The sequence below is a fragment of the Levilactobacillus hammesii DSM 16381 genome (assembly GCF_001434395.1).
In the GTDB taxonomy this organism is placed as follows: domain Bacteria; phylum Bacillota; class Bacilli; order Lactobacillales; family Lactobacillaceae; genus Levilactobacillus; species Levilactobacillus hammesii.
Window position 1 is genome coordinate 1 of the sequence record NZ_AZFS01000023.1, and the last position, 20,166, is coordinate 20,166.

Annotated in this window: 13 protein-coding genes and 1 CRISPR repeat array; of the genes, 10 read left to right on the plus strand and 3 right to left on the minus strand. The window is 49.3% G+C overall.

Going from position 1 to position 20,166, the window contains the following annotated elements; all coding sequences use genetic code 11:
- Window positions 1-1,607: 1,607 nt before the first annotated feature.
- The 8 genes from cas3 to cas2e are packed head-to-tail and all read left to right on the plus strand — an operon-like array spanning window position 1,608 to window position 10,945.
- A complete protein-coding gene (gene cas3, locus FD28_RS01865; protein ID WP_191982152.1) occupies window positions 1,608-4,370 on the plus strand; it encodes a CRISPR-associated helicase Cas3' in 2,763 nt (920 codons plus the stop codon).
- The gene (locus tag FD28_RS01870; protein ID WP_057732029.1) at window positions 4,363-6,054 is read left to right on the plus strand and encodes a type I-E CRISPR-associated protein Cse1/CasA; all 1,692 of its coding nucleotides are present in this window, start codon (window positions 4,363-4,365) and stop codon (window positions 6,052-6,054) included. Before cas3 ends, FD28_RS01870 begins: the two co-directional genes overlap by 8 nt.
- 9 nt (window positions 6,055-6,063) lie before the next feature.
- On the plus strand, window positions 6,064-6,669 hold the full coding sequence (gene casB, locus FD28_RS01875; protein WP_057732031.1) for a type I-E CRISPR-associated protein Cse2/CasB: 606 nt from the start codon (window positions 6,064-6,066) through the stop codon (window positions 6,667-6,669).
- On the plus strand, window positions 6,662-7,735 hold the full coding sequence (cas7e, locus tag FD28_RS01880; protein ID WP_057732034.1) for a type I-E CRISPR-associated protein Cas7/Cse4/CasC: 1,074 nt from the start codon (window positions 6,662-6,664) through the stop codon (window positions 7,733-7,735). The genes casB and cas7e overlap by 8 nt, the downstream gene beginning before the upstream one ends.
- Window positions 7,716-8,423, plus strand: a complete 708-nt coding sequence (gene cas5e / locus FD28_RS01885) for a type I-E CRISPR-associated protein Cas5/CasD (RefSeq protein ID WP_057732036.1) — start codon at window positions 7,716-7,718, stop codon at window positions 8,421-8,423. The genes cas7e and cas5e overlap by 20 nt, the downstream gene beginning before the upstream one ends.
- A gap of 2 nt (window positions 8,424-8,425) precedes the next feature.
- A complete protein-coding gene (gene cas6e / locus FD28_RS01890) occupies window positions 8,426-9,097 on the plus strand; it encodes a type I-E CRISPR-associated protein Cas6/Cse3/CasE (protein WP_057732038.1) in 672 nt (223 codons plus the stop codon).
- 4 nt (window positions 9,098-9,101) lie between these two features.
- Entirely contained in the window at window positions 9,102-10,055 is a 954-nt protein-coding gene (cas1e, locus tag FD28_RS01895) for a type I-E CRISPR-associated endonuclease Cas1e (protein WP_057732040.1), read from the plus strand.
- On the plus strand, window positions 10,052-10,945 hold the full coding sequence (cas2e, locus tag FD28_RS01900; RefSeq protein WP_057732042.1) for a type I-E CRISPR-associated endoribonuclease Cas2e: 894 nt from the start codon (window positions 10,052-10,054) through the stop codon (window positions 10,943-10,945). Before cas1e ends, cas2e begins: the two co-directional genes overlap by 4 nt.
- Window positions 10,946-10,974: 29 nt before the next feature.
- Window positions 10,975-11,734: a CRISPR direct-repeat array (repeat unit 28 nt; unit sequence GTATTCCCCATGTGTATGGGGATGATCC).
- Window positions 11,735-11,933: 199 nt separating this feature from the next.
- Here the strand turns inward: cas2e and FD28_RS01905 are convergent.
- Both FD28_RS01905 and ald read right to left on the minus strand, forming a co-directional pair.
- The gene (locus FD28_RS01905) at window positions 11,934-13,289 is read right to left on the minus strand and encodes an amino acid permease (protein ID WP_057732045.1); all 1,356 of its coding nucleotides are present in this window, start codon (window positions 13,287-13,289) and stop codon (window positions 11,934-11,936) included.
- Window positions 13,290-13,317: 28 nt separating this feature from the next.
- On the minus strand, window positions 13,318-14,427 hold the full coding sequence (gene ald / locus FD28_RS01910; RefSeq protein ID WP_057732047.1) for an alanine dehydrogenase: 1,110 nt from the start codon (window positions 14,425-14,427) through the stop codon (window positions 13,318-13,320).
- Window positions 14,428-14,749: 322 nt separating this feature from the next.
- Between ald and FD28_RS01915 the strand changes: the two genes are divergently transcribed.
- Together FD28_RS01915 and FD28_RS01920 are read left to right on the plus strand one after the other, a co-directional pair.
- Window positions 14,750-16,633: a DUF5776 domain-containing protein gene (locus FD28_RS01915; RefSeq protein ID WP_057732049.1), complete on the plus strand. Its 1,884-nt coding sequence runs from the start codon at window positions 14,750-14,752 to the stop codon at window positions 16,631-16,633.
- Between the two features lie 357 nt (window positions 16,634-16,990).
- A complete protein-coding gene (locus FD28_RS01920) occupies window positions 16,991-18,868 on the plus strand; it encodes a DUF5776 domain-containing protein (protein WP_057732051.1) in 1,878 nt (625 codons plus the stop codon).
- Between the two features lie 64 nt (window positions 18,869-18,932).
- Here the strand turns inward: FD28_RS01920 and FD28_RS01925 are convergent, their stop codons facing one another.
- Complete coding sequence (locus FD28_RS01925) at window positions 18,933-20,099, minus strand: DUF2075 domain-containing protein (RefSeq protein ID WP_057732053.1); 1,167 nt, start codon at window positions 20,097-20,099, stop codon at window positions 18,933-18,935.
- Window positions 20,100-20,166: the final 67 nt, after the last annotated feature.

The following is a 20,166-nucleotide window of genomic DNA, read 5'->3' on the forward strand; positions in this document are numbered from 1 at the left end:
TAGACCACTTCTAAGAATAGATTCTTAGTGTTGCACTTGATTTGACAATTGAGGAATAATATAAAAATATCAATCAATATATGGATGTAGAGAAGCTGTTTGTAAATCATTAACGTTACGTCAGGTGAAGCGGATTCTTTTTGTTTTTTTCCCATTCATCTTCTTCCTTTCTTTGAGATAAATTCATAATGTACGATGCCATTCACGGAGTCAAACGTTTTCTGAAAATGAATATAATTTCGCAAATAAATGGATTATTTTCAGAAAACACTTGTCATTTTCTAGTGCACACATCATAATAATGACCATAGTCAATTAATGAGCAGAGACCTAATTCGATTTAAAACTAAAGAATTTTTCTAGTTTGTTTTGTAACTCTAAGTGGGCTTTAAGTATTTACTAGGTATATGATGATCTAACTTACTCTTTACAAAGTTATGCTTTGTGGGGCGAATTTTTGGTAGCGTTTTGATGTGGTAACTATAAAGCAAGTGGGAAGTGAAAAAAGATAGGAGGCGAATTAGATGCCCGATTTTGATCACGATGCGTTTGGGTGTGTCACGATATTAGTGAGTGGAGCTATTACGATATTATTATGTTGGGTACTTATAGAATACATAATCGAGAGTTTTTAGATTGATGCAGGAGAACGGCGTCGGTCATGCTCTTTGTGCGGTGAATTTACAATTAGAGTGCAACACTAATTTAACGAAAAATGAACGCGGACACAATTACTTAACAACCAAGAAAAGTGAAGGAGTACGCACTGTGAGCTGCTCGCAATTATCTACTGTCCAGATCCGTACTCACCGGAACAACATAAAACAAACGAGAATATCAATGGTTACATCCTAGAAAAAGTTTTGAAGTGTCAAAATCGGTTACATCGACGATAATTCCCCACAGGTGTGGGGGTGACCCGGTCCTGATGGTTATGGCTGCGGGTGGCGTTATGTTATTCCCCATGTATACGGGGCTGCTTTTTCTGATATAGCAACGATAGTAGTCATACGTACGTCGAAGTCCTTTCAGTAAGTGTTTCACATGAAATACTTACTGAAAAAGTCCTCTTAGTCAGTAGCGGCAAGCTGTTGACTAAGAGGACTTTTTATCACGAATTAAGCCATCGTCCGGGTCTGTCCCTGTTTAACCAAATACAAGCCAATCAACCCAACCAACGACTAGGTATGGGGATGATCCCTGGCAAGCCACGCGCGACACCTGGTATGCTTGGTGTGTTCTCTATGTGCATGAAAATGTTAATATTACTGATCATGTTAATCGCAGTATGCTTAACTCATCTTAATCGTATTCCCTACAACTTGTGGGGGTGAGTCTGGCAATAAATCCCGTTTGATGATAGGCCCATATGCTGTGATCACATAAATGAAAGCACTTTCAACACTGATGAACCGCGACTTTAGTTGAACGGCTGCAGTGATAAAAAAATATATAAATATTATTGATTATTTTATATGTTAATTACATTGACGGGCGAACGTATTTTCTGTATTGTTGTAACCAGAAAGAGGACTTTTCCCTGGCAAGGGTGTAGGTGTAACTGGCATGCGTTGCAAAAAAATTCAACATAAAAGGGACGACACATAATGGTGATAAAATTATCCAAACAGACAACATCTTTGTGGGCTAAGAAACGCTCGACGGATGGCCGTCAATATTGGTTACCCCTAATTGTGCATTTGACGGATACCCAAAACGTGATTAACTGGCTGTTTGAGCATTGGTTGAGCCCAGGGCAGCAGCGACTATTAGCCGGATCATTGCCAGAAGCCGAAACGCAGAGATTGGTCAAATTTGTGGGTGTCATCCATGACATCGGCAAGGGCACGGCGGCCTTCCAAATGAAGACGTCGTACGATCACGACGCAGAGCTGGATGATGAATTGAAAGCCAGGCTATCTCGAAATGGCTTCTTAGCACTGGACGATGTCTGTTTAGCTTCAGCAAAAAAGTCACCGCACGCTATAGCTGGCGAAGCTATTATTGAAGACTTTGGCGTCCCAGCATCCATCGGCGCCATCATTGGTGGTCATCACGGAAAGCCGGCAAAGGAAAGCCCCGAGGATCAGATTGCCACCTATACGGCCAATTACTATCAGAGCGATAACGTTCGAGAACGGCAGGAGCCTTGGCGAGATGCTCAACGGGAACTGTTTAACTATGGGCTAACGTCCGCCAGTTATCAGTCAGTAAAAGAAGTTCCAGACATTTCACAGCCACAGGCCGTTATTTTAGAGGGACTGTTAATCATGGCGGACTGGCTCGCCTCCAGTGAATACTTGGATCGAGAGCAGAAGCGCCCGCTGTTTCCTTTGGTGCCACTTGATCAGTCCTGGCGGGATATTAACCTGAAGCAACGATTTCGCCAGGCCATTTCGGCTTGGGATGTGGATGGTGAGTGGGCCCCACAACGTGTTGACCTCAAACAGCCTTATCAGGAGCGATGGAAATTCATTCCCCGGCCCGTTCAGACAACGATGACCCAGGCTATTGGAGAAGCGCTCGATCCCGGAATGGTGATTATCGAAGCACCGATGGGATTAGGGAAGACCGAGATTGCGCTATTGGCGGCCGAACAGCTGGCCTATACAACTGGGCGAGATGGCCTTTTCATGGGGCTACCCACTCAGGCAACGACCAATGCGATGTTTGATCGTGTAACGGCCTGGCTAAAGGTGTTGGCAGGTGGTCAGAACGAAAATTTTCAGATTAAGCTCATGCATAGCAAGTCACAGTTCAATCCAAAGTACCGGGAGCTTCCCCATGCGGCCAATGTTTATGATGAGGACCAATCCGGAGAGGTCGTGGTTAATGACTGGTTTGCAGGTAAGAAATCTATCCTGACGAAATTTACGGTGGGAACGATTGATCATCTCCTGTTGATGGGGTTGAAGCAGAAGCATTTATTCCTGCGGCATTTAGGCTTTAGTGGCAAGGTGGTTATCATTGATGAAGTGCACGCTTACGATGCCTATATGAACCAATACCTTGAGAAAGCCATTGCGTGGTTAGGGGCCTATCACGTGCCGATCATTGTTTTATCGGCGACGTTGCCCAAGGCAAAGCGAAATACGTTATTAAAGTCCTATTTGAAGGGAAAATACGGCAGAACCTATCAGCGGGAGTTGACTGCTCCTAAAGGCTGGGAAGACACGCAGGCCTATCCGTTGCTCAGCATCCTTGATGGGCATCAGCTTAAGCAGGTTAAGTCGTTTCCAGGTCAAAGCGATCAACAGCCCACGGTCCTTCACGTGCAGCGCCTGAACCTATCGGACGAGGCACTGGTTGCGCAGGTCGTCTCTAAGGTTGTCGATGGCGGAATTGCAGGGATCATTGTCAACACGGTCAAACGAGCGCAGGCCTTGGCACAGTTACTACCGCCCGATATAAAAACGATGGTCTTGCACTCGGCCTTTCTCGCGCCCGATCGCGCGGCCCAAGAAACGGCGCTGCAGAAGTTAATTGGCAAGCAGGGTGAACGGCCAGCAAAAATGATTGTTATTGGGACGCAGGTTCTGGAACAGTCATTAGACATTGACTTCGACGTGATGTATACGGACGTGGCACCGATGGATCTTATCTTACAACGGGCGGGACGACTTCACCGGCACCACCTTGCACGACCTGAGAAGTTGCGCACACCACAATTATTTGTGATGGGAATTGGCGAGAATGATGACTATGGTAAGGGAAATGAAGCCGTCTATGGAAAATATTTGCTCATGAAGACGGACCATTTCCTGAAAGACACGATTCACTTACCGGGGGACATTTCACCGTTAGTTCAGGCTGTCTATGATCCTGAAACGGATGATCAGGTGCCCGATATCACTGCCGCCAGGGCGAAGTTTGACGCTGACTTAAAACGAGAGACGCGTAAGGCCCAGGTCTTTCAAATCGGTGAACCCAAGCTCAGAGCGGGTAAGACGATTCACGGCTGGCTAGGGCGTAGTCTGGGTAATGTCGACCAGGATGAGCAGAAGGCCAGCGCCGCGGTACGAGACATCAAGGAGACCCTGGAAGTGATTCTGGTCCAGCACACAGCGGCGGGCAATTTCCTACTGGATGGCCGACGGTTGGAGGATGTGTCATCTCAAGAGATTGCCCAGCAGATTATTCGGCTGCCGGCCGTAATCACGCCTGGTCCAGCCCAACTTGAACAGGCCATTCAGGACTTGGAGACGCTGACGGCCCGTTACTTCTCAGGCTGGCAGAGCGACCTGTGGCTTAAGGGGGCCTTGGCCTTACCCCTGGATCAGGCGTTTTCGACGACCTTTGAGGGGTGGCAACTCTCGTATTCGCCAAAACTAGGTCTTAAATATGTGAAGGAAGATGATCAACATGGCTAATCGGCACTTTAATTTAACCACGGACCCGTGGATTAAAGTGATTGAGACCAGCACCAATCGTGAACAGACAGTGTCCTTGATCACGTTATTTGAAAATGCCCAGCATTATCGTCAATTGGCTGGTGAAATGCGCAGCCAAGATCTTGCGATTCTGCGGTTGTTGCTCGCAATTTTAACAACCGTGTATTCGCGGCTTGATGCCCATGACGACCGCTATCTGTGGTTAAAGGCGGATTTTGAGATTGACGAGGAAACATTTGACGAAGAGGACAGTGAGGACGATTTACTCGCAACCTGGCAGGACTTGAAGCAGGCTGGCCAGTTCTCAGTGGGTGTCGTGCAGTACCTCAAAGCCCATGCGGCTGACTTTGATTTCTTTGGGGAGCGGCCCTTCTATCAGGTGACGACTGAGGACTACGACAGTTTCGTTCCGCAGAACAAGCGCGTGGCCGCGGGTAAGGGGCAGGTTCTGGTTAAACAACTTAACCGCCAGATTTCAGAGAGTGCGCACACGCCATCAATCTTTGCCCCCAAATCAGGTGAAGCCAAGAATGAGTTGCCAGTAGATGAGCTGGTCCGTTGGGTCATTACCTACCAGAATTTTACTGGCGTCACGGATAAAACCAAGATTAGCACTGACGAAAAATTTTCTAATTCAGCCGGCTGGATCTACCGGATCAATCCCGTGTTTGCTAAGGGGCAGTCGTTGTTTGAGACGCTGATGCTTAATCTGGTCTTGGTCAATGCTTGGCAGGAGGATGCGGCGTATACTTGCCAGAAACCGGTCTGGGAGTTCGCATCCATTCGCGATTACATCACCCAGCGCAAGTCCCAGATACTGCCAGATAATCTGGCAGAATTGTATACGGGCTGGTCACGGATCTTGCATATCGAATGGCACGAGACGGGTGTCCAGATCTTCAGTGCGGGGATCCCCATGTACGGCTACGACAATGCGTTGATTGAGCCGATGACTACCTGGCGTTTGGACAAGAAGACCAATGCTTATCGTCCAGCTGTTAAGGGGTTACGATCATTAGGGATCGCCATGTGGCGTAATTTTGGCCAGTATGTCAAGGTGCGTGAGGCGGATGATGTGCATGAGCCCGGGATTGTCGTTTGGCTACAGTTGCTCAAGCGAAGACAATTGATCGCTCATGATGCGCCTTTGATGCTGAACACGGTCGCCCTGATTAGCGATGGCAATGCCACCTCGCAGTCGCCGGCTGCCGAGGTCGCGGACGATATGCAGATGCAGGCGGATGTTTTATTCGATACGCAAAAGGGTGATCGGTGGCCAACGCGGATCGAAGAGGCCATTACCTTTACACAGACGATTGGCACGGATTATTACCACTTTGCCAGTGATATTGGCCAGATTCGCAACCTGGATGTCCGGTCCTTTGCGAGTGGCATGAGCGCGACGTTCTATGAACAGTTGAATGTGCCGTTTAAGACTTGGTTGGAAGGCTTGCAAGCCACCGACGATCGTGAAGAGAAGATTAAGGCGTGGAAGAATAGGCTTCGCGACATCGTGGTTGCGTCAGTGACTGATGTGATGCAGTCGAGCACGCCTCGAGACATTTCGGGGATCTCTACGAAAAAGGGACCTTTAAATATTTTCACGGCAAAGAATCACCTGATGTATAACGTACGTACCCATCTTGATTTAAAAAAGGAGTGACGAAGGCCTATGTCACAACAGATTAAGGAAATTACAAGTCGAATTATCTTGGGGCTTTATCGAAAGGGCCATCCTGATAAGGCCGTGTTGGCAAGTTTGAGAAATGCGCCGACGATCACCAGTCCACGTGCCCAGCAGGTTTGGCCTATCCTAATGGCAAACCTAGATCAAAATCAGCTGAGTCGTGATGGCATTCCGACGCGAGAAGAAGTGGCGGTGTACACGGCGATTCGGTTCTACGCGATTCATCAGCAGGGGCGGGAAAACGAGGTCTACGCGCCGGCCAAAGGTGAAGATGCGAAGGGCACACCATTCTTTACGGCGCTGGCGAAGCTCCGTGGCAATGAGGAGCTGCGGACGGCAATGGATCGGCGGGTCCAGCCCCTCTTAGCAACAACCAATGCGGCGGGTGTGATTAACGGTTTGACCCATCTGGTGAGCATCCTGAAAGCCAATAGTCCGGCGGTCAAGATTGACTACGCCTGGCTAGCGCAGGATTTATACGGCTTGCAGGGTAGCTATGAACAGGCCAACCGCGTACGTCTTCGTTGGGGGCAGCAGTATTTCTGGGTAAAACAGGCAGATAAAAATGAAGGAGAGAACACCAATGACTAAACAAAATTTATACGTCGACGTGAATGTTTTACAAACGGTCCCATCATCAAATATCAATCGTGACGATACAGGAGCGCCCAAAACGGCGTTATACGGTGGTGTCTCTCGGGCACGGGTCTCTTCTCAGAGTTGGAAAAAGGCGGTGCGGGATGTCTTCCGCGAGGACAACGTTTCGGTCGGGACGCGAACGAAGAAGGCAGCCAGTCTGTTAGCGGCTGCCTTAAAAGCCCAAGACGCAGACTTAGACGATGACGCGGTGGCCAAAAAGGTCGAGGCAGTATTTAAAGCGGCAGGCATTAAGCTGGATAAAAATCTGGAAACGGGCGCTCTATTATTGGTCAGCCACGGTCAGCTCGACAAGTTGGCCCAATACGCGATAGCCAACGACGAACTGGATAAGAAGGAAATCAAAAAAGTCCTGAAGGGTGATCAGTCCCTAGACCTGGCACTGTTTGGTCGGATGGTTGCGGATAATCCAGAGTTAAATGTGGATGCTTCGGCACAGGTGGCTCATGCAGTGTCAACGCACGAAGTTGTGCCAGAGTACGACTACTTTACGGCCTTGGATGACGAACAGGGAAAGGATACGGCGGGTGCCGCCATGCTTGGTGCGATTGATTTTAACTCCGCCACCCTTTATCGCTACGCCAATGTCAATATGAATGAGTTGGTCCACAACCTGAATGCCACGGATGCCATTCAGGGAACGACTCAGTTCATCAAGGATTTCTTGCTGTCGATGCCAACAGGGAAGCAGAATACGTTTGCCAACAAAACGTTGCCGAGCTATGTCGCAGTAACGATTCGCACAGATACGCCGGTTAACCTGGTCTCTGCCTTCGAGGAGCCGGTAACCTCTAGCAACGGCTACGTTAAGCCATCGATTAAGAAGTTGGAAGCGGAATACAAGCGGACGAGTGAATTTGTCACGCAACCGGTCGCTAACTTTGTCTTGGGTAAAACGGATACGACGGTGGGCGATAGCGTGGCTAACTTACCGGAACTCTTAGAAAAGGTCACGGCGGCGTTATCAAAGGCGGTTCAAGATGAAAACTCTGACGATTAAATTAACGGCGCCTCTTCAGTCGTATGGAAATGAAGCGACTTTTGAACGGCGCACGACGAATCCCTACCCCACGAAGAGTGCGATGGTGGGCATGGTGGCGGCTGCTCTGGGCTATCGGCGTACCGATCCGCGGATTCTCGAGTTGAATGCGCTCCAGTTTGCGGTCAGAGTCGATCAAGTCGGACGTGGCCTCACGGATTATCAAACAGTTGAGTGGAAGAAGGATACCCGTAAGATTACGTATCGGGATTACATTCAGGATGCCGTATTTGTGGTTGCTTTAGGGAGTGACGATGCCCAATTGATTGAACGCATTCAATTTGCGCTCAGACACCCCCACTTCCAACTCTTTTTGGGGCGGCGGTCCAATGCGCCCGCGGGTGTCTTGGAGATCCATGAATTTGCCGATGCGACGCCGGTAGCTGTACTCAAGCAAGTCGCTTGGCAGGCAGCACCCTGGTATCGCAGAAGAGGACACCACACGGCACTCGAGATTATTGCGGATGCTAATTTGCTCAATGATGCCCCTAGTGCCATGGTTAAAGATCGTGTAAAATCCTTTGATCAGCGCGATCGGCGCTATGGGTTCCGCGCCATTGCCAAGACGCGCGTTGGCCTGGATCAGCTAAATGGCCAGGGTAAAGCGAATACGCAACACGATATCATGAAGTCCCTTGGGGAGGCGTAAGTATGTATTTATCACGTGTAGAAATTGCTAGTCATAATCGCGCTAAGATCAAGGATCTAACGCATCTAGGGGCCTATCATAACTGGGTGGAACAGAGCTTCCCTGAAGAAATTCAAGCGAACCAGCGTCGGCGGCACCTGTGGCGCATCGATCAGTTGGCTGGCAAGCAGTATCTCTTAGTTCTAAGCGAACAGCAACCCGCTCGGGCGGAATTGGAGCGGTACGGTGTTCCGGGAACGGCCATGACCAAGTCATATGATCGTCTGCTCGATCGGATTCAGACGGGGCAGCTCTATCAATTTCGGTTGACGGCCAATCCGACCCATACCATCACGGCACCCGGCGAAAGGCAAGGGCGGGTCTTTCCACACATTACGATTGAACAACAGCGAAAGTGGCTGATTGATCGTGCTGAAAAATCCGGCTTTCAACTCGTTAAGCAACAGTCAGCGATAAATCCGGATGACACGCCGACGTGGTCCTTCGATATTGTCGGGCGCGAGTGGCCAATGTTGCATCGTAAGGCGGGCCATGGTGTTCGTCTCAGTCGGGTAACTTTTGAAGGACTCTTGCGGGTCAGCGATGCCGACACCTTCAAACAAACTTTGACGAAAGGGATTGGACGTGAGAAGGCGTTTGGCATGGGCCTAATGACGGTTATTCCGGAGGCGTAAAGACATGGTTAAACAAGCTGGCGCTAAGAAACCTGAGCGTTATGAATTGGGGCGCGTGCAAGATCGTGTCACTTTTCTGTATCTGGAGCATGCGAAACTTAATCGGCAGAACAGTGCCATTCAAGTGGTAGATCAGCGCGGGATAGTTGACGTTCCGGCGGCGATCCTCAGTGTGTTAATGCTAGGACCAGGGGTTGATGTGACCCATCGTGCGATGGAACTGATTGGCGAGTCTGGTTTGGGTGTCGTCTGGGTCGGCGAACACGGTGTGCGGCAGTACGCCTATGGTCGCGCGTTGAACCATTCCTCGGCGCTGTTGGAGGCACAAGCTCGACTAGTTTCCAATCAACATTCTCGGTTAGCCGTTGCCCGCGAGATGTATCAGATGCGTTTCCCCCATGACGACGTCTCTCAGTTGACGATGCAGCAGTTGCGGGGAAAGGAGGGGGCCCGGGTTCGGCGCGTCTATCTTGAACAGTCGGAAAGAACAGGGGTGGCGTGGTCACACCGGGAATACAATCCGGATAATTTTGAAGAAGGCACGCCCATTAACAAGGCTTTAACGGCGGCTCATCAAGCGCTCTATGGATTGAGCTATAGTGTGATTTCAGCTTTGGGTGCATCGGCGGGATTGGGTTTTGTCCATACCGGCCATGACCTCTCGTTTGTTTATGACTTTGCTGACCTGTATAAAGCAGAATTTTCAATTCCCGTGGCGTTCAGTGTCACGGCTAAAGTGGGCAATGATCCGGACATTGGGACTAAAACGCGGCTAGCCATGCGGGATGCTTTTACTGATGGCAAGCTGCTCGTTCGAATGGTGAAGGACTTAAAGGCGTTGCTGGGGCTAACCCAAGCGGATGAGGTGGCTGACACCATTAGCTTGTGGGATGATCGACTGGGCTTGCAAAAGTTTGGGGTTCAGTATCACGAGCTGCAAGAAGATGATACCAAATGATTGTCATCACTTTAACGAAGGTCCCGAAGTCACTGCAGGGTGACCTGACCAAGTGGTATCAGGAGATTCAGACGGGCGTTTACGTGGGTAACGTGAGCGCCCGGATTCGTGATCTGTTGTGGGAGCGAATCATGAAAAATATCGGGCGTGGTGAAGCCACTATGGTCTACAATACCAACAATGAGTTGGGGTATAGCTTTAGGACGACGCGTCAGGATCGGGCCGTTGTTGACTTCGAGGGTATTCCCCTGATGATGCACCTGAATGTTGCTACGGGACCGGTCAAACACGGTTTTAGCGATGCTGCCAAATTTCATCGGGCAAAAGTCATGACGCGGAAAGCTGCCAATCGCCAGCAGCACCACGACTATTCCGGGCCTCTGGTGACGCTGGATTTGGAAACGACGGGGCTAGATCCGATTACGGATGAGATTATCTCGATTGGTGCGACGAAACAGGTGGGACGAGAGCCCATCACGCAGTTCTATCAGCTGATTAACACGGATCATGCTATGCCGGACAAGATAACCGCGTTGACGAAAATCACCGCAGATATGCTGGCAGAACAGGGGATTGCGTTGTCCACAGGACTGAAAGAGTTGAAGGACTTTATTGGCGATGCCGATATTATTGGCTATAATTTACGTTTTGATGAGGCCTTCCTGAGCAATGGATTACGGAAGACGGCTCAACCGGCATTGTCCAATAAGCTGGTGGACTTGATGCCCATCGTGAAGAAGTCTAATAAGTTTCTAGACAATTACCGGTTAGAGACGGTTTTAGCGGATTATGAGATCGAGAATTCTGAGCCCCATCAGGCCCTGTCGGATGCTAAAGCTACGCTGCTATTGGCGAACAAGTTAATTGAAAACGGGGTTTTGAAAATTTGAGAACGTTGGTCTGACGGCATTTTTTTAGTGTATTCCCCATGTGTATGGGGATGATCCCGGTTGGTAAATCAGTTGTATCATTGGCAATAAGTATTCCCCATGTGTATGGGGATGATCCTCTGCCACATATGCCGTGGTAAATTATCAGGAAGTATTCCCCATGTGTATGGGGATGATCCTTTCGGCATCCCCACCGGCCTCTAAGAAAATCTGTATTCCCCATGTGTATGGGGATGATCCCGGCAGGGATTTACAACTAAGTTTATAGATGGGGTATTCCCCATGTGTATGGGGATGATCCTATCCCGATTTAGATCGAGTGATCCCGGAATATGTATTCCCCATGTGTATGGGGATGATCCTATCCGCGTCAACGGTTGGTAAATCAGTTGTATGTATTCCCCATGTGTATGGGGATGATCCTCCGCATGGCGGTGGCCGTTTGGTATGACAATTGTATTCCCCATGTGTATGGGGATGATCCCCAACTTACGGTAAACATCAACTTCTGTTTCAAGTATTCCCCATGTGTATGGGGATGATCCTGACAGACTTCACGCACCAGAGCGATGAAGAAGGTATTCCCCATGTGTATGGGGATGATCCCCCGGGATCGAGCGAAGAGACACATGATCGGTGGTATTCCCCATGTGTATGGGGATGATCCTAATGTGGTGGTATCATGTGGCGGTGAAAAGCTGTATTCCCCATGTGTATGGGGATGATCCTCCCTTGCTATCATTGGGTTTGTCCAATGGATTGTATTCCCCATGTGTATGGGGATGATCCCTTATCTTCAACATGGATCAGACGTTCATTCATGTATTCCCCATGTATACGGGGATTGTTTCATGTGAAACATCATCCGTGACCGCTCGTGACAATACCAAGAACGTTAGGAGCCTGCCTCAGAGCGGCACAAAAGCCCGTTAACGACGCATAATAGCGCCTGTTAGCGGGCTTTTCATTTGAACATAAATCACTCACGCTATGTCATCGTCCGGGTCTGTCCCCGTTTAACCAAATACAAGCCAATCAACCAAACCAACGACAACCCCAGTGCAATCGCCGTTTCCAACTCGAAGCACAGGATGACCGCGACAATTGCCAACAAGGCCAGTACGGCATAATCCGCGATGGGGAACCACGGTGCCCTGAATTGGCTGATCTCGGCGGCTGCTGACCGACGGAACTTCAAATGCGTCAGGATGATGCTGGCCCAGATGAAGAGAAAACACGTCGTTGCCACGCTGGAAACCAGGGTGAAGACCATACTAGGAATCAGGAAATTTAGCACGACCGCAAAGGTAATGACGAGTGCCGAGAAATTCAAGGCGTTCCCGGGCACCTGATGCTTCGAGAGCTTGTTTAACCGCATCGTCAGGGGGTGCTTGGCGTCCTTTGTCAGGGACGAGAGCATCCGACCGGTGGTGAAAATGGAACTGTTGCAGGCCGAAGCTGCGGCCGTAATGACGACGAAGTTAATAATATCCGCCGCGGCGCCAATCCCCACGTTCTTAAACACCATGACGAACGGGCTTTGGTTGGGCAGAACATCTTGCCACGGGTAGATGGCCATGATGATGAAGAGGGCGCCCACGTAGAACAGGATGATCCGCAGGGGAATGTCATTAATGGCCTTGGGCAGGACCTTTTCTGGGTCACGCGTTTCGGCCGCGGTCATTCCGACCATTTCGATGCCAATGAAGCTAAAGACGACCATCTGGAGTGAGAGCAGAAATCCCGAAATTCCTTTGGGGAAGAAGCCACCAAAAGCCACCAAATTCTGCAGCGAAGCGTGACCCACGGGCGTTTTGAAACGCGTTATCAGCATCACAATCCCGGCGATGATCAGGCCAATAATCGCGACAATCTTAATCAACGCGAACCAAAATTCCACTTCACCAAAGGCACCGACCGTAATCAGATTGAGGGCCAACAAGATGCCCAAAACGACCAGGCCAGGTAACCATTGCGGAATGCCGGGAAACCAGAAACGGATGTAGATCCCAATCGCTGTGATTTCAGCCATCGCAATGGTAATCCAGCAGATCCAGTACGTCCACCCCACCACGAAGCCCAAGCGTTCCCCCAAGTATTTCGTCACAAAATCGACAAATGAGCGGGAGTTCGTATCGGAGAGTAGTAGTTCACCTAGGGCGCGCATCAGTAAAAAGCAAGCGGCCCCCACGATGAGGTAGCCGATCAAAATGGCAGGGCCAGCCTGCTGGATTGATTTTCCAGATCCCAGAAACAGACCGGTTCCGATCGTGCCGCCAATCGCAATTAACTGTACGTGACGGTTTTTTAGGTTACGCGCTAATTCCGGTGATTCATTGGCCATGGTCACCGCCTCCTTTCGTGAATGCGCGTTAGACCAGGCTTAGAAAGTCCTGCGCACTGACCCCCTGACTGGCGGCGACGGCTGCCTCCGTCAGTTGGCCAGCGTAGGTGTTGATTCCGGTGAGGATCGTCTTATTTTGCCGTGCGGCGGCCGCGATGCCCAAGTTGGCGATCAACACGGCGTAGGGAATCGTGACGTTGGTCAGTGCGGCCGTTGCCGTCTTAGGCACCGCCCCAGGAATGTTGGCCACGGCATAGTGAACGACGCCGTCTTTTACAAAGATGGGATCATCGTGCGTGGTGGCGTGATCTGTCGTCGCAAAGATTCCGCCCTGATCGACGGGAATATCGACGACTACGGAGCCGGGTTCCATCGACTGGATCATGGCTTCACTGACCAGTTTAGGCGCGGTGTGACCAGGAATCAGCACGGCCCCGATGACCAGATCGGCCTGTTGCACCGCTTGGGCGAGATTAAAGGGATTCGAAATGAGGGTTTGTACGGCGCCACTAAATAAGTCGTCAATCTCAGCTAACCGAGCGGCATTGATATCCAGTAGGGTAACGTGGGCGCCCAGTCCCAACGCAATCTTGGCGGCGTTGAAGCCAACCGTTCCACCCCCAATGACCACCACATTGCCCTTGGCGACGCCCGGAACCCCCGCCAGGAGAACGCCCTTACCACCGTTATTTTCCTCGAGAAAATGAGCGCCTAATTGAACGGCCATCCGTCCCGCTACCTCACTCATGGGGACGAGTAGTGGGAGACCGCCGTGAGCACCAACCATGGTTTCGTAAGCCACCCCCGTGACCTTGGCATCTAGCAGGGCTTCGGTGAGCTGACGGTCCGGTGCGAGGTGCAGGTAGGTATAGAGGATGAGGCCTTCGTGGAAGAAGTGATATTCAGATGCGATCGGTTCCTTAACCTTAATGACCAGGTCACAGGCCCAAGCCGCCGCGGCGTCGCAAAGTGTGGCGCCAGCCTCTTGATAGACGGCATCGGGGTAACCCGCTGCTTCGCCAGCATGGGCCTCAACGAGCACTTGGTGACCTGCGTGAACGAGACTGACAACGCCGGCCGGTGTAATGCCCACCCGGTTTTCGTTGTTCTTAATCTCTCTAGGAATGCCAACTTTCATGATCATAACCCCCTTGAAATAATTTTGTTTCGCTGTAAGTATAATTTTTTACACTAAATAAGCAAGGAAGGTAAGTCGTGTGATGGGGCGTTTGTTTATAAGGTTAATTGCCCATTAAAAGTTCAACGGTGAGCTAATGATGGTGCGCAAGCATGATTTTGAGCGGTTTCGCGATGTGGGACAACACGAAATCATGATTATTTGATATACTAAGCTTACAGTGAAATGTGAGCGCTTTCACTAATAGCTATTTGAAGCAAATAACTAGACCTAAATAGGGCTTGATGCTTGCGGGTACGAACCATTGAGGAGGTTTTATGTTATGAAACGCAGGATAGTGGGATTTGCATTAACGGCAGCGCTGGTCTTCGGCGGAACGCTGGTACTTGAGAACTCACCAGAGATAGTAGGGGCGCCGGCAGTGGTGGCCCATGCGGATACGACGCCGGATACGGGAAAATTGGGAACTTGTGATTATAATTTCACGTCTGACGGTGTCTTACATATTGGGGCGGGGACTTTGCCAGAGTCACCGGAGAACACGCAAACCAATCGGATGTATCCTAAGGTTTCGCCCTTCAACGATCTAATAAAAGGGTGGCAGGGCATGGTGACGGCGATTTCTTTTGATGGCATGGTTAAGACACCTGCGGATGCCTCTTACTTATTTCAGGGATTGGATTCGGTTAACGAAGGTAAGGGGGACTACCCTGTTCCCAATCCACAGATTAAAAATTGGCAGAATTTAGATACGAGTCAGACGACCGATATGACCGCAATGTTTATGAACTCTGGCCAACAAACACTTGATGTTTCAAATTTTGATACGTCACAGGTCACGAGTATGTGTGAAATGTTTAAGGCAAATAATGACCTCACTAGCAATATTGTCGGGCTGACCAGTAAAAGCTTTGATACCAGCCGGGTCACTAATATGGCGAGCATGTTTGATAATATCGGTAATGGTTCATTTCAGGTCATCCTAGATTTATCAAATTTTGATGTTAGCAAAGTGAACAATGAGGATGTATATAAGGATGATAACGATAGTTTCGTTGGTTTTGGTGATATGTTTAAGTCATCGATAGCGAATAAATTAATTGTTAATCTGTCTAATTGGAAACCGAGTATCTCACTAGACGATATTTTTTCAAATTACTACTTCAATGTCCCTGCTTACCAAGTGACCTTAAATGGCAATCTCGATCTATCTAAGGCAGGGCTAATCGAAATTCCGACGGAAAATTTCGATGGTGAAGCGTTACCCTATAAGGGCAGTTGGGAGAATAAAGACGATCGTTATACTGGGACGGATGGCCAGCTTACTTCAGCTAAGTTGATGGCCTTGTACGGAAACAATTCAGACACGCGGCCACAAGGTAACATCACTTATATTTGGGAGCCTTCAGTATTGCCGATTAAAGGACAACCCGTCACGGTTCACTATCAGGATGAGTCAGGCACCACTTTACAGGCTGATTCGAGCCTAACCGGGGACGCTGGTGAGACCTATACCATTACACCACCAACGATTAAAGGCTATCAATACGTAGAAAATTCTGACATACAACTCACGGGAAAATACAGCGAAACGGATGCGATCGACGTTACCTTAGTTTATCGGTTACAGCCAACACCACCGGTAACGCCAACCACGCCAGGAACCTCGACCGATTCATCAAGCAGTAGTTCTAGCGAGAGTGAGACGAGTACGCCCGATGAAACAAACGGTCTGCCGGTTGCCCGGAAGGATCGGACCATCACAGCCGTGAAGAAACTCGGTTTGTACCGGACGCCGGACTTTAGCAAGAAGACCCGTCAATTCTATTATGCGAAGCAGACGCGGACTAAGCGCCCCCAGTTCGTCATCACGGGCGTTGCCCAATCCAAGAATGGGACGAAACGCTACTTAGTCCGGGACGTCACGCCTAACTCTAAGTGGTACGGTAAGACGGGCTACATCACGGCGCGTAAGGACTTTACAGTCCACACCTACTATCAGGCTACCCCTAAGGCCGTGAAAGTGATCGGCACCAAGGGCGCCAATGCTTATCGGAGTGTCACCCTGAAAGGGCATGCCAAGCACTACAAACGGGGGACGGTCCTACGGGTTAAGAAGCTCAAACAGCATAATTTGACGACGCGGTTACAGTTGGCCAATGGCCGCTACATGACTGCGAACAAGAACTTGGTCATTCAAAAATAGGAACGATTAAACGGATAAGACCCATTGCGAATGGTGACGCAATGGGTCTTATTTTGTGTCATGGGCCGTAATTAGTGGTAAAACAGAAGTATAGGAATTATCACTTAATAAGTGGATGATTGAGTGGCTAAATGGTCGTCGAACGTGAGAATTCGGCGGTTGTTTGCTGGCGTAATTATGGGCAGGGGACTGAATTTTACCGATTTTACGTCAAATAAAATCCGTATCTGTCGACAATCAAGGGTAATAGGCATGTCATAAGACCTGTAAAGTTCAGTGCCCATCAGCTATCTTGTGTGGTAAATCGTATGAAATGGAATTTAGTACCTGGATGTTTAAAGTTGGGGAGGCTTTTTTATGAAAAGCGGCGTTGTTAGTTTTGCTTTAACTGCAGCCCTTGTATTTGGTGGGACCACGGTATTGGAGAATTCACCGAAGATCGCGAGTTGGACACCGACCGTGGTGGCCCATGCGGCTGACAGTAGTTCAGTTGTTGCGCAAAAGACGATGGACACCTGGTCCTGGAAGCTCACAGCGGACGGCGTGTTACATATTGGTAAGGGGACTCAGGGAGCGGTCTTGCCGGAATCTACGAACATCACCGATCAAGTGAACCATCCTGATTGGCCTGCAACTTGGCGAAGTCCTTTTCAATCTATTCAACTAGAAGAACCCGCAACCGATATAAAAGTGATTTCCTTTGATGATAAGATACAGACACCTCAGAATGCCGCTGGTATGTTTAAGTTGCTTACTGTTAATGATAATAGTGATGACTATCCACAAATTCGTCATTGGCAAAATATCGACACCAGTCAAACTAAGGACTTTTCGGAGATGTTCTCTGGATCTGGACAAAAGTATATTGATGTTTCCCATTTTAAGACGTCAAATGCGACATCCATGGAAAGGATGTTTGCAAATGTAGATGCTAAGGTTGTGGGATATGAAACCTTCGATACGAGCAAGGTCACTAATTTCCAAAATATGTTTTCTCGTTTTGGTGATGACCCGAATGGGAATATTGATGTCTCACATTATAAAGTCAGTCAGGTTAAAGTAGATTCCCAAACAGATAATTATGGCAACACTACTGAGATTGACGAATTCGACGGGATGCTTGGCGGCGTGAATGCCAAGAGTATTAATATCGGTCAATGGCAGCCCAAGGTGCCGTTAACGGGTATATTCCGTTCAGCTGATACGACGAATGTAACGCAACTAACACTGAGCCCACAAGATAATCTGGCTGATTCGGATTTATTAGGTGCGGACACAAGTAATGGTGCGGATCTGAAAAAGTACACCGGTAACTGGGAAAACATCAAGGACCAATATTCAACTGGCAGTAAAACAACCTACTCGACTGAGAAACTGATGGCTAAATACAACGGCACCTCAGGCTTTTCCGGGGATGAGACGTATATCTGGGAACCCGTCGTCACGCCCGGCAATCCGATAACGGTTAACTACGTCGATCAAGACAATCCTACACAGATTATGAAGACGGATCAGTTGCCAGGTGCTCTAGGAACGGCCTATACCGTTACGCCAGCTACTCTCTCGGGCTACCAGTTCGTCAAGGTTCTGAATGGTAGTCTGAAGGGCACGTACACGGCAGACCCTCAGACGGTGACCTTGGCCTATAAGAAGCAAGCGCCTGTGACACCGGGCACGAACACGGCTAGTTCTTCGGCGTCTTCTTCCTCGTCCTCAAGCAGTTCCGTCAGTTCTTCCCAAAGTGATCAAGTAAAGCCTAAGTTGCCTGCTAAGAAGGACTTGGCGATCACTGCGGTCAAGAAGCTTGGCTTATACAGCACGCCAAACTTTAGTAAGAAGACCCGTCAGTTCTATTACGCGAAACAGACGCGGACCAAGCGGCCGCAGTTCGTCATCACGGGTGTTGCCCAATCCAAGAATGGCACGAAGCGCTACCTCGTTCGGGACGTTACGCCAAACTCTAAGTGGTATGGCAAGACTGGCTATATCACGGCTAGAACGGCCTTTACCGTACACACTTACTACCAGGCAACGCCTAAGCGCGTGAAGGTGATTGCGACTAAGGGTGTGGATGCTTACCGTAACATGAGCTTGAAGGGAAATAATGTTAAGCATTACAAGCGGGGCACGGTCCTGCGCGTTAAGAAGCTCAAGCGTCACAATCTGACAACCCGGTTACAATTGACGAATGGTCGTTATGTCACTTCGAATAAGAGCTTAATCATTCAAAAATAAAGATAGATAAACAAATAAGACTAATTGCGGTTTAATGCGCAATTAGTCTTATTTAGGTTACACGCTAGTTTTCCTGACCCAATTCCAGTAGCCGTTTCCGTAATGCATCATCGTAGGCTGTCAGATACAGGCCGTACTTGCCCCGTTTGATCAGCACGTTCAAGACATTGGCGATAAACGCCTTGTACTCGTCGCGGGTGAAGGTCATATCCTTACGTTTCTTGAAGACTTCCTTGTGGGAGTACTTTTCGGGGATGACGGTCATGGTATCCGTTTGGGGATCGTAGCCGAACGAAGGGCCAATGATCATGCCCACGTAGTTCAGGTCAAAGCCTTGCAGCGTGTAGATCGTCCCCACTTGAGTAATCGAGCCTTCTCGCTTGGCCCAGTGAGTCCGTTGCGGGTCCCACTCGTCCCACGGAAGACTGAAGGTATCCATCTCAACGTTGTGTCGGCCATCGATCCGGGGGAAACCGGAAGTGGCGACAACGCGGCTCATGCCGAACTCTTTGTTTCGCTTCTTGATATTTTCAAAAAGTTCACCAGCGGTATCGAATAGTTTAAATTCGAAATCACTGTTGTCGGGGAACGGTTTCAGGGGCTTTTCGGCAGTGAGGTCGTCCATCCAAGCCACCTGTTCATCGCTGGCAACCATCCGGTATTGGAAGTTCATGTTGAACAGCTTGTGAGGATGGTTACCAATGGTTTTGTAGAGCAGGTCCTTATCCCAGTACATCTTGGACTGGAAGACTTGTTCAAAGTCGTACACGACCACGACGACCTTGGCCAAATTCATCAGATCCGTCAGCTGGTTCTGCCCGCGGTAGTGCGCGTAGGGTTCTGACTTGGAGTAGAGTAGGTGGGCCTCATCAACAAAAATGATGTCGTACTGCTTGTGGTTCTTTTGGGCGTAATTGATCAGTGAAGTGGGCCGGCGAATGTCCTTGACCTTCATGTTCGGAATGGACTCGGCCAGGTCCTGGTAAGCCTTGTACAATTCGGGGTGGTTTACGACCAGCGAGGTCTTGTAGCGCTTGTCGGTCATGTACTGACGCACCAGCTCCATCAAAACGACTGACTTACCGGTACCCGCGGCACCTTCAATGATGGCAACAGAAGACTGTTTCCCCGTCAGGCCCTGCTTGATATAGGCATTCATGTTGGTGATCACGGACTTTTGGTCGTCCGACAGATCATCAACGAAGAATTGTGCCTTTAAAATTTTATTCATCCTGTAACTCCTATGCTATTCGTTATTTTGGCGGTCCACGTAGCCTGGTCGCCTACAGAAAAAAGCT